The organism is Nocardiopsis sp. TNDT3 (genome assembly GCF_003427465.1).
Classification (GTDB): domain Bacteria; phylum Actinomycetota; class Actinomycetes; order Streptosporangiales; family Streptosporangiaceae; genus Nocardiopsis; species Nocardiopsis dassonvillei.
On the sequence record NZ_QPFC01000252.1, the window covers coordinates 1 to 10,898 of the forward strand.

General features: G+C 72.3%; 9 protein-coding genes and 1 pseudogene. 6 read left to right on the plus strand and 4 right to left on the minus strand.

Features of this window, described 5'->3' with window-relative positions:
- Window positions 1-225 precede the first annotated feature (225 nt).
- Window positions 226-1,047, minus strand: a complete 822-nt coding sequence (locus DQW06_RS06910; protein WP_071622175.1) for an AraC family transcriptional regulator — start codon at window positions 1,045-1,047, stop codon at window positions 226-228.
- Between the two features lie 264 nt (window positions 1,048-1,311).
- Between DQW06_RS06910 and DQW06_RS06915 the strand changes: the two genes are divergently transcribed.
- Both DQW06_RS06915 and DQW06_RS06920 read left to right on the plus strand, forming a co-directional pair.
- Window positions 1,312-2,802, plus strand: coding sequence for an MFS transporter (locus DQW06_RS06915; protein ID WP_232832969.1), 1,491 nt, complete (start codon window positions 1,312-1,314; stop codon window positions 2,800-2,802).
- A gap of 124 nt (window positions 2,803-2,926) precedes the next feature.
- Window positions 2,927-3,568, plus strand: coding sequence for a hypothetical protein (locus tag DQW06_RS06920; RefSeq protein WP_071622174.1), 642 nt, complete (start codon window positions 2,927-2,929; stop codon window positions 3,566-3,568).
- A 361-nt stretch (window positions 3,569-3,929) separates the two neighbouring features.
- Here the strand turns inward: DQW06_RS06920 and DQW06_RS06930 are convergent, their stop codons facing one another.
- The 3 genes from DQW06_RS06930 to DQW06_RS06940 all read right to left on the minus strand — a co-directional run bounded on the left by DQW06_RS06930 (window position 3,930) and on the right by DQW06_RS06940 (window position 6,095).
- Window positions 3,930-4,259, minus strand: coding sequence for a DUF3140 domain-containing protein (locus tag DQW06_RS06930; RefSeq protein WP_071622173.1), 330 nt, complete (start codon window positions 4,257-4,259; stop codon window positions 3,930-3,932).
- Between the two features lie 96 nt (window positions 4,260-4,355).
- Window positions 4,356-4,937, minus strand: a complete 582-nt coding sequence (locus tag DQW06_RS06935; RefSeq protein ID WP_117198164.1) for a hypothetical protein — start codon at window positions 4,935-4,937, stop codon at window positions 4,356-4,358.
- 108 nt (window positions 4,938-5,045) lie between these two features.
- Window positions 5,046-6,095 (minus strand): LacI family DNA-binding transcriptional regulator, encoded by a 1,050-nt coding sequence (locus DQW06_RS06940; protein WP_013153334.1) that lies wholly within the window; start codon window positions 6,093-6,095, stop codon window positions 5,046-5,048.
- 280 nt (window positions 6,096-6,375) lie between these two features.
- On the opposite strand from DQW06_RS06940, the gene DQW06_RS06945 reads away from it, so the two are divergent.
- The 4 genes and pseudogenes from DQW06_RS06945 to rhaS all read left to right on the plus strand — a co-directional run bounded on the left by DQW06_RS06945 (window position 6,376) and on the right by rhaS (window position 10,864).
- Entirely contained in the window at window positions 6,376-7,893 is a 1,518-nt protein-coding gene (locus DQW06_RS06945) for a sugar ABC transporter ATP-binding protein (RefSeq protein WP_117198165.1), read from the plus strand.
- Window positions 7,890-8,840, plus strand: a pseudogene (locus tag DQW06_RS29155) (ABC transporter permease); the annotation flags it as partial. The gene DQW06_RS06945 and the pseudogene DQW06_RS29155, both read left to right, overlap by 4 nt.
- Window positions 8,814-9,800, plus strand: a complete 987-nt coding sequence (locus tag DQW06_RS29160) for an ABC transporter permease (RefSeq protein WP_370449063.1) — start codon at window positions 8,814-8,816, stop codon at window positions 9,798-9,800. The pseudogene DQW06_RS29155 and the gene DQW06_RS29160, both read left to right, overlap by 27 nt.
- Window positions 9,797-10,864 (plus strand): rhamnose ABC transporter substrate-binding protein, encoded by a 1,068-nt coding sequence (gene rhaS, locus DQW06_RS06955; RefSeq protein WP_117198167.1) that lies wholly within the window; start codon window positions 9,797-9,799, stop codon window positions 10,862-10,864. Before DQW06_RS29160 ends, rhaS begins: the two co-directional genes overlap by 4 nt.
- Window positions 10,865-10,898 lie beyond the last annotated feature (34 nt).

Consider the following 10,898-nt stretch of genomic DNA (forward strand, 5'->3'; position numbering starts at 1 on the left):
GACAGGGGCCCGGGGGTGCGCGACGCCGACCCGACCGCGGCGATGCCGAGAGATTAGGTTTGCCTAACCGAATTTAGGGTGTCCTTGGTGGGTTCGCAATCGCGTAGATGCGACATCTTTTATAGCGAAACGGACAACCGGGGTGTGGCGGGGGAGTCTGGAGGGCTTGTTGGGGCCCGTGTTACTAATCCCGTCGCGGGAGCTGGAACGGTGTCCCCGCGGGCCTCACAGGGCGCGGAAGCGGCCCGGACTCAGCCCCGTGACCCGCCGGAAGGCCGCGCCGAACGCGCTCGCCGAGTGGTAGCCCACGCACACCGCCACCTCGTCGATCTCGTCCCCCCGCGCGAGCATCGTCACCGCGTGCTGCACGCGCGCGGTGGTCAGCCACTGGCTGAACCCCAGGCCCGTCTCGGCGCGGAACGCCCGGGTGACGGTGCGGGTGCTCACGCCCAGCCGCGCCGCCCACACGGCCAGGGTGGTGGTGTCGGCGGGGTCCTCGCGCACGGCGGCGACGATGGGGGCCAGCAGCGGTGACTCGGGGATGTGCAGGATCAGCTCGCGGCGGGCCGGGGCGAGGATGTCCAGCACCATCGCCTCGGTCCGTGAACGCTCGTCCGCGGTGAGGCCCTCGGCGTCGAGCCGGTCGAGCAGGAGCCGCAGGAGCGGGGTGATCTCCATGGCCACGGGCCCGTCGGAGATCGAGGGCACCGCGTGGACGCCGAACTGCGCGGCGCGGTGCCAGGTCCCCGCGGGGGTCCACCCGGAGTGGCGCGTCCCGGCCGGGAGCCACAGGCCGACCGTGGGGGTGATCGTCCAGACCCGCGTGCCGACGGTGGCGGAGGAGGCGCCCCGCTGGTTCCAGAGCAGTTCGTGCGTGGGGTGCGAGTGCTCCTCCCAGAACGTGTCCCGGGGGATGATCTCGGCGCTGCCCATGACGACGAAGGGCACCTCGATCTCACCGGCGGCGTAGGAGGGGAGCCTGCGGCTGTCGATCGCCTCGCGCCGCGGGGGCCCGGCGGGACTCGGCCGGGTGTCTGGTCTGACCACGTCGTCCAGGTTAGGCGCAGGTGGGAGCCGCGGCGGCGGTGGCCCCGCTTCCGCCCCGCGGGCCGTGCTCCGGTGCCGGAGCGGCTGTTCCGGGGACCCGGGGGAGGGGCGCGCCGAGGACCGTGTTCCCGTTCCCCGGCTCTGTGCGAACCCCTTGACCTCAATAAAAGTTGAGGTTTCAGAATGGGGTCCAACACTCACGACACGAAGGAGATGCGCGTGCGTACGACGCGTAGTCGGCGGCGGAGTCCGGGTTCGCGGGCGGTGCCACGCCCCGGGGTGCTGCTCGCCAGCGTCATGCTGGGCGTTCTGGTCGTGGCCATGTCGATCTCGGGGACGGCCGTGGCCGTCCCGAACATCGGGGCGGACCTGGAGGCCTCCGGCGCCGCGCTGCACTGGGTGGTGGCCGGGTACAACCTCACCTTCGCCGCGTTCACCCTGGTCTGCGGTTCCCTGGCCGACCTGTTCGGGCGAAGGTTGCTGTTCGCGGTCGGCGCGGTCGTCTTCCTCGCGGGCAACCTGGCCAGCGCCCTGGCCGGTGACATCCTCCTCCTGGACGCGGCACGCCTGCTCACCGGTGTCGGCGGCGCGGCGATCATGGCCAGCGGCGGCGCCCTGCTGGCGATGGGCTTCGACGGTGCCGCGCGGACTCGGGCCTTCGCCGCCATGGGCACCATGGCGGGGGTCGGCATCGCGATCGGCCCGACCCTGTCGGGTCTGCTGGTCGGCGCCGTGGGCTGGCGCACGGCGTTCCTGGTCTACGCCGCGGTCGGCCTGCTCATCCTGGTCGGATCGGCGTTCGTCGCCGAGTCGCGGGCCTCCGAGCGCCCGCGCGTCGACTGGGTCGGCTCGGTGACCTTCGTGGTCAGCCTGACGCTGGTGATGTACGCGGTCATCGAGGCGCCCGAGGCGGGCTGGGGGACCCCGGCGGTGGTGGGCGCGCTGGCGGCCGGTGCGGTGCTCCTCGCGCTCTTCTTCGTCGTCGAGAGCCGGGTGGCCCGGCCGGTGCTCGACCTGAGCCTGGTCCGCGACGGACGGTTCATGGCCTGGTGCCTGGCGACGCTGACCACCTCGATCGGCTTCCTGGGGGTGCTGGTCTTCCTGCCGACCTACCTCCAGGGGGTGCAGGGGGTGTCCGCCCAGACCGCCGGTCTGATGATGCTCATGCTCACGGCACCGGTGCTGGTGGCCCCGTCCCTGGGCGGGTGGATGGTCGCCGGGGGCGTGTCGGCACGCGGGACGATCGTCGTCGCGCTGCTGCTCGTGGCCGGGGGCAACGCGCTGCTCACCGTGCTCCACCCGCAGATCACCGCGTTGGGACTGGCCCTTCCCCTGGTGCTGATCGGTACCGGCATGGGATTGTCGTTCGGCATCACCGACGGCCAGGCGATGGGCGTCATCGAACCCGGGAAGGCGGGCATGGCGGCGGGTTTCCTCAACACGCTCCGCGGTGGTGCCGAAGCCCTGGTCATCGCGGTCTTCGGAGCGGCGTTGACCAGCATCGTCGCCGCCCGCACGGGATCGTCCGAAGCCGCCGCCCGTGCGACCGCCGGGGACGTGGGAGGGTCGGACGCCCTGGCCGGTCACCTCACGGCGGCCTGGGACGCCACGTCCTGGGGCGTCGCGGCGCTGTCGCTGGTCGCCACGGCCGGGGTGTTCGTGCTCCTGGCCCGGCGCCGGAGCGCGGCGGGAGGAGTTCCCCAGCAGGACGGGACGGAGACGGAGTCCGCGGGGCCGGAGCCCGTCGAACGCTAGCCCGTCGAACGCCGGCGGTTCCGCGGCGTGCCGCGGCGGCCCGGAGGGGCACGGCCGGGCCGCCGGGCCTGCGGGGGCGATTCCCCGGGCGGGCGCTGTCACAGGCGTGTGCTTCGATACCGGCATGAACGCGCCCGAGACCGCCCTCCGCCTGCCCGAACCCGCTGCCCTGCGCGTCCTGTCCCGCAGGACGGCGCTGCTGGAGTTCCTCATCGCTCCCGACAACCGCTATCGCAAGTACGACTTCACCCCCGACTGGCGGCCGGGGTGGGACCTGGCGACGATGAGCAACGGGGGAGGGGACGAGTACGCCATCGCGCTCTCGGACACGGCCGGTCTCATCCGCTGCTTCGACCACGAGTCGGAGATGAGCCCCTACGCCAACGACGAGGAGCACTGGCCGGGGACGGTCGACGCCCTGCCCGGGGAACTCGTGTTCCTCATGGCGGACACCGACTTCAACGGCGGGGACGCGCTGTCGGTGAGCGCTCTGCTGTGGCGCCTGTCCGCGGACGCCTCCTGGCGCACCGGTGTCGCCGGAGACCGGGGAGACGGGTCCGGTTGGCTGCTGGGCGGCGTGTACGCCGCCGACTCCGCGCGCTACCACCACGATCACTTCCAGGACTACTACGGGCGTTCCCTGGACCTCGACGCGGTACGCGCGGTGTTCGAAGGACGGCCGCTGACCGAGGAGGTCGTGGCCGGGCTCAATCCCGGGGCCGACCCCTCCGAGCTGCTGCGCCGCGCGGAGGCGTACCCGGCCTGAGGTCTGGCCTCTCCTGTCATCCTCGGCGCGGAGGGGCCCGTCATCGTCCGGTGGAGAACGTCAGTTCCCCGCGCGAGGGGCGGACGGGTGGATGCGGTACAGCACGTTCGGGCGCAGCGGCCCCTCGGGCACGGTGGGGTCGTCGAAGTCGTCGGCCGGGTTCCGGGTCATGTTGATCCGGCGCTTGACTGCCTCTCCCTCGTGAACGAGGGAGATTCCGACCACCCCTTGTCGGGGCGGTGGTACTGCGCGCCTCGCGGCCGCAGCTGGTTTCCCCGCGCTCTCCCCCCGAGACAGCGAGGCCCCCGTTCCGCCTCCTGGAACGGGGGTCTCGCACCTACAGGCCACTCAGCGCGGCGCGTCAGCCCTTGAGCGGGTCGTGCCCCCAGTTCATCAGCGAGTACCGCCACGGGGTCTCGCTCGGGTCCCCGGACGGCTTCTGCGCCAGGTGCCGGTGCACGTAACCGGTGACCTTGCGCATGTGCTCGTAGTCCTCCTCCTTCAGATCACCCTGCGAAGCGTGCAGGATGTCCACGATCCGCCGCCCCGAGCGGTGGCCCTTGGACTCCCCGTCGCCCTCGCCCACGGACTTCGACTCGTCGGTCTCCAGCCACCGCTCCAGCTCCTTGGGCGTCATGTTGACCGCCTCGCCGAACTCCTGCCGGACCTGCCGCCGCTGCTTCTCGTCCATGTCCCCGCCCCCGTCTCCCCGTTGTCCGTTCCCCGGCCAGCCCTCGGCGCGGCTGTGCCTCCGCCTGTGCCTCCGCCTGTGTCCGCGCCTGCGCGGTCAGCCCTCGGCGCGCCTGTCGAGCACGCGTAGCACGGTCTTGCGGGCCTTGTGCCCGCGCTCGTGCTCGGCTGCGCTGCGGGCCTGCTTCGAGGACATACCCCGCGCCTTCTTGGCGGCCTCGGCGGCGGGCAGCCGGTCCAGTTCGACGGACCTGCGGGCCGACTCCGCGGCCGGAGGGTTCGGCGAACGCCCCTTGCCCTGTCCGTCGTCACGGCGCTTGGTGCGTCGCGCCTGCCGCCGCTCCCGGGGACTGAGCTGCTCCCAGGCGTGGCGCGGAAGGTAGCGGTCGGTGCCCCCGGGTTCCTCGGAACCGCTGTCGCGCGCCCGCGCGTCGCCGGAGGCCGTCTGCCACTCCTCCTCGGTCCACTTCCGAAGGTCGCGCTGTTCGCCGCTCCTGCGGTCCGGGTGCCGGTAGCCGCCGCCCTCGCGTTCGTACTCCTGGGTGAGCAGCTGGCTCTTGCGCGCCGACCACTTCCCGGCGGCCCCGCCCTTGTCCGAGGCCTTGATCCGCTCCTTGAGCCTCTCCCGTAACTTGGGGTCGGTGTAGTCCCTGCGGTAGTCGTCCGCGTCCTTGCCCATGTGGGCCGACTACCCCTCCCGCCGGACCGCTACAACCCTGAGCAGGGCTTTTGCCCGGGCTTTCCCACGGCCGCAAGCACGGAGAACCCAGGACCGAGGGAACACGGGTCAGTCCCGGTACACCGCCGTCGAACCCCGCACCACCAGCTCCGGCGTGAACAGCACCCGCTCGTGGACGTGCTCGCCGTGGTTCAGCTCCGACTCCAGCAGGCGCATCGCCGCCCGGCCCAGTTCGTACTTGGGCTGGGCCACCGTGGTCAGCCCCGGGTGCACCAGGTCGGCGAAGTCCACGTTGTCGTAGCCCACCACCGACATGTCCTCGGGCACCCGCAGGCCCCGCTGGCCCAGGCCCTTCATCACGCCGAGCGCGAGCTGGTCGTTGGCGCAGAACACCGCCCGCGGCCGCTGCCGCGGCCCCCCGCCCAGGATCGCGTCCACCGCCCGCTCGCCCTGCTCGGGGTTGAGCAGCGGCTGCTCGACCACCCGCACGCAGGAGTCCGGGTCCAGCCCGGCCTCGGTGAAGGCGTCGCGCAGCCCCTCGTGCCTGCGCCTGACCTGTTCGATGGCGAACGGCCCGGTCAGGAAGGTCACCGTCTCGTGCCCCAGCCCGATGAGGTGCCTCCCGGCCGCCATCCCGCCCGCGTGGTTGTCCACGCTGACGCTGCACCCCACGTCCTCGGCGACGTCGCCCCGGTCCAGGGCCACCCAGAAGGTCCCCTGGCGGCTCAGCCACAGAAGGTCCGACAGGTCGTCGTCCACCGGCATCACCACGGCCCCGGCCGCGCGCTGCTCGGCCAGCAGGCGCACGTTGCGCTGCTGGCGCTCGCGCTTCTCGGCGGAGTTGAGCAGCACCACGGCGAGCCCGGATCCGGCCGCCTCGTCCTCCACGCCCCGGGCGACCTCGGTGAAGAACGGGTTGGTCACGTCCAGCACGAGCAGCCCCACGGACTCGCTGCGGCCCGAGCGCAGGCTGCTGCCGGAGGAGTTGCGCACGTAGTCGAGCTCGGTGATGGCCGCCTCGACCCGCAGGCGGGTGGCCTCGGCGACGCGCTCGGGGCGGTTGAGCACGTTGGACACGGTTCCGGGCGAGACCCCGGCGCGCCGGGCGACCTCGGTGATACCCACGCCTCGGCGTGCGTTGGGGGACCTGGTGGACAAGGGGCTTCTCCCGTGCGTGTGCGGAGGGCGATGCGAAGCATCGTACTCACACTCCGATTGAAACGTGTCAATCCGTTGTCCGAGACGAGGTGCTCTGGGGTCCGTGGCGTGCTGGAAAGGGCTTACCTCAAGGGGGGCGTTATCGGGGCGAGACCTGCGAATTCTCGGGTGATCCTCTTGACGGTGTGATGTGGGGCACTTAACATCCACTTCATATTAAAACGTTTTTGCCATGTTCGGGGTCGCCACGCCGGACACGGCACGGAGAAGGAGGGCGCACGTGGACCCAGCAGAGGTCCCCCCACCGCTCGCCCTGGTCGACGTCACCAAGTCCTTCGGAAGCGTCCGGGCCCTGCGGGGGCTGTCCCTGGAACTGCGCTCCGGAGAGATCCACGCACTGGTGGGCGAGAACGGGGCGGGCAAGTCCACCCTGGTCAAGACCATCGCGGGGGTGCACCGACCGGACGGCGGGCAGGTGCTCGTGGACGGCCGCCCCGCGGAGTTCGCCGCGCCCGTGGACGCCCAGCGCGCCGGGGTCGCGGTCATCTACCAGGAACCCACGCTGTTCCCCGACCTGTCGGTGGCCGAGAACATCTTCGTCGGCCGCCAGCCCCGCACCCGCCTGCGCACCATCGACCGCGGCCGCATGCGCCGCGACACCCGGGAGGTCTTCGCGCGCCTGGGCGTGGACATGGACCCCGACCGCCCCGCACGCGGGCTGTCCATCGCCGACCAGCAGCTCGTGGAGATCGCCAAGGCCCTCACCCGCCAGGCGCGGGTCCTGGTCATGGACGAGCCCACCGCCGCCCTGTCCGGTGTGGAGGCCGAACGCCTGTTCACCGTCGCCCGCACCCTGCGCGACTCCGGTGCGGCGCTGCTGTTCATCTCCCACCGCTTCGACGAGGTCTTCGCCCTGTGCGACCGCGTCACCGTGGTCCGCGACGGCGCGTTCGTCTCCTGCGACCCCACCGGCGACCTGGACGTGGACACCGTCGTGCGCCGCATGGTCGGCCGCGAGGTCAGCAGCCTCTACCCCAAGGAGGAGGCCGAGCGCGGCGAGGTCCTGCTGGAGGTCGACGGCCTGACCCGCCACGGCGTGTTCGCCGACGTGTCCTTCTCGGTGCGCGCCGGGGAGATCGTCGCCCTGGCAGGGCTGGTCGGCGCCGGACGCAGCGAGGTCGTCCGCGCCGTGTTCGGCGTGGACCGCTACGACGCGGGCACCGTGCGGGTGGAGGGCAGGCCGCTGGCGCCGGGGCGGCCCCGGGCCTCCATGGCCGCCGGGCTGGCCCTGGTCCCCGAGGACCGCCGCCAGCAGGGCCTGGTCATGGAGTCCTCCATCGAGCGCAACGCCACCGCCACCCGCCGCCGAGCGCTCAGCCGCCTGGGGCTGCTGCGCCCCCGAGCCGAACGCGACTCCGCCCGCGAGTGGGGCGAGCGCCTGAACCTGAGGTTCGGCCGCCTCACCGACCCCGTCTCCACCCTCTCCGGCGGCAACCAGCAAAAAGTCGTCCTGGCCAAGTGGCTGTCCACCGATCCCCGCGTGCTGTTCGTGGACGAGCCCACACGCGGCATCGACGTGGGCACCAAGGCCGAGGTCCACCGCCTGCTGTCCGCCCTCGCGGGCCGGGGGCTGGCCATCGTCATGGTCTCCAGCGAACTCCCCGAGGTCCTGGGCATGGCCGACCGGGTCCTGGTCATGCACGAGGGCCGGATCACCGCCCACCTGGACCGCGCGGAGGCCGACGAGGAGTCGGTCATGTACGCGGCCACCGGACAGCGGCCGAGCGAGGCCGCATGACGAACACGGTCAGCACCGCCCCCACCCCCGCTCCCGCCGCGCGCCGCGGGCTCCAGTTCCGCGAACTCGGCGTGCTCCTGGCCGTGGTGGTCCTCGTGGCCGCCACCTGGCTGTACAACCCCGGTTTCCTGTCCAGCCAGGGCGTGCGCGACCTGTTCCTGGGCGCCACCGTCCTGTCCGTCCTCGCCGTCGGCCAGGCCCTGGTCCTCATCACCAGGAACGTCGACCTCTCGGTCGGCTCGGTCATGGGCCTGTCGGCCTTCGGCACCGGCCTGCTGTTCGTGACCTTCCCGGGCCTGCCCGTGCCCGTCGCGATGCTCGCCGGGGTCGGCGTCGGCCTGGTCGCGGGTCTGCTCAACGGCCTGCTGGTCACCACCGTGCGGGTTCCCGCCCTGGTCGTCACCCTGGGCACCCTGTACGCCTACCGCGGCCTCAACCACTGGTGGGCCGGGGGCGGGCAGGTCAACGCCCACGACATGCCCGACTCCTTCCTGCTCCTGGGCCGCTTCAGCGTCCTGGGCGTGCCCCTGCCGGCCGCGGTCGCCATCGTCGTGGTCGCCGTCGTGGGCTTCTACCTCGCCAGCTACCGCTCGGGCCGCGAGCTGTACGCCATCGGCTCCGACGCCGACGCCGCTCGGCTCTCCGGCATCCCCGCCGCGCGCCGCGTCACCTGGGCCTTCGCCGCCAACGGCGCCCTGGCCGGGCTGGCCGGGGTGCTCTTCGCCGCCCGCTACGGCACCGTCGACTCCACCGTGGGCACCGGCATGGAACTCCAGGTCGTCGCCGCGGCCGTGGTCGGCGGCGTGGCCATCGCGGGCGGCGTGGGCACCGTCTACGGCGCCGCGCTCGGCGCCGTCCTGCTCACCACCATCACCGCCGCCCTGCCCATCTGGCGGGTCGACCAGTTCTGGCACCAGGCGGTGGTGGGCGCGCTCATCCTGGCCGCCGGGCTGTTCGTGGACATGTTCGCCACCGCGCGCAACATCGACTTCCTGGTGCTGAGCGTGGCAGCCATCGCCCTGATGGCCCTGCCGATGACGCTCATCGTCATCACCGGCGAGATCGACCTGTCGGTGGCCAGTACCCTGGCGCTGACCAGCGCCACCCTGGGCGTGCTGTGGGAGGCCGGGGTCGCCATCGAGACGGCCCTGTGGATCTGTCTGGCCGCGGGCGCGCTGCTGGGCGCCTTCAACGGGTTCCTGGTCACCGTGTGCGGGCTGCCGTCCCTGGCCGTGACCATCGGCACCATGGCCCTGTACCGGGGTCTGGCCTACGTGATGCTCGGCGACCGCGCCGTGGCCAGCTACCCCCGGAGCTGGGTCAGCGGCGCCCGGGCGCCCTTCCTGGGCGTGGAGGGCCTGCCGTGGATCGCCGTGGCGGTCCTGGCCCTGGCCGTCCTGTTCGGGGTGCTGCTGCACGCCACCGCCGTCGGCCGCTCGCTGTTCGACATCGGCAACAACGACGAGGCCGCCCGCTTCACCGGGGTGCCGGTGCGCTGGACCAAGTTCTGGCTGTTCACGCTCAGCGGCGCGGTGGCCTCCGGGGCCGGGGTCTTCTGGACCCTGCAGTACGGCACCTCCCGCGCCGACACCGCCCTCGGCCTGGAACTCCAGGTCGTGGCCGCCGTCCTGCTCGGCGGGGTGTCCATCTTCGGCGGGGTCGGTTCGGTCTTGGGCGTGCTGAGCGGCGTCGTGCTGCTGGGCGCCATCCGCAACGCCCTCCAGCTGTTCGGCATCAGCAGCGAGGTCCTGCAGATCGTCACCGGCCTCATCCTCATCGCCTCCGTCGTCACCCCCAACCTCGTGGCCCGGATGCGCGCCAGACGCGCGTCCGGACCCAGCCCCTCCTCACCCCCGGACGCGGCACCGTCCGCCGCGTCCGCCCCCACCAAGGGAGAACACTCATGACCCAGGGCCGCCCACGCCACCTGCTCCTGGCCGCGTCCGCGTTCGCGGTGCTGATGACCGCCGCCTGCGGCGGGGGCACCACCATCGAGGACGCCCAGGAGGAGAACGAGACCGGGCCGACCGGGACCGCCGACCCGGACGCGCGGATCCCCGAGGGCCTGAAGATCGACTTCCTGCCCAAGCAGCTCAACAACCCCTTCTTCGAGATCGTCAACCAGGGCGGCACCGAGGCCGTCGAGGAGATCGGCGGAACGGCCACCGAGCGCGGCGGCACCGAGGCCACGGCCGACTCCCAGGTGGAGTACGTCAACGCGGCCAGCCAGGCGGGCAGCGACGTCATCGTGATCGCCGCCAACGACCCCGACGCGGTCTGCCCCGCGCTCAACGAGGCCCGCGACAACGGCGCGGCCATCGTCGGCTACGACTCCGACGCCAACTGCACCGACGTGTTCGTCAACCAGTCCTCCACCGAGCTCATCGGCCGCACCCTGGTCGAGATGATCGCCGAGGACCTGGGCGGCGAGGGTACCTTCGCGGTGCTGTCGGCCACCCCCAACGCCACCAACCAGAACGCCTGGATCGCGGCGATGGAGGAGGTGCTGGCCGAGGAGGAGTACGCCGACCTGGAGCTGGTCGAGACCGTCTACGGCAACGACGACGACCTGGAGTCCTTCCAGGAGATGCAGGGCCTCATGCAGTCCCACCCCGACCTGGACGGCGTGGTCTCGCCGACCACGGTCGGCATCGCCGCGGCGGCCCGCTACGTCAGCGACTCCGAGTACCGGGGCGAGGTGGCCGTCACCGGCCTGGGCACGCCCAACCAGATGCGCGAGTTCGTGCACGACGGCACCGTGGGGCGGTTCGCCCTGTGGAACCCGCTCGACCTGGGCTACCTGGCCGGGTACACCGGCGCGGCGCTCAGGGCCGGACAGATCACCGGCGCCGAGGGCGAGACCTTCACGGCCGGACGCCTGGGCGAGTTCACCTTCGAGACCGAGGGGGAGATCGTGCTCGGCCCGCCGCAGGTCTTCGACGCCGGGAACGTGGACGACTTCGACTTCTGACCCCGTCCCCGGGTGCCGCCCCCGAGGGCGGCAC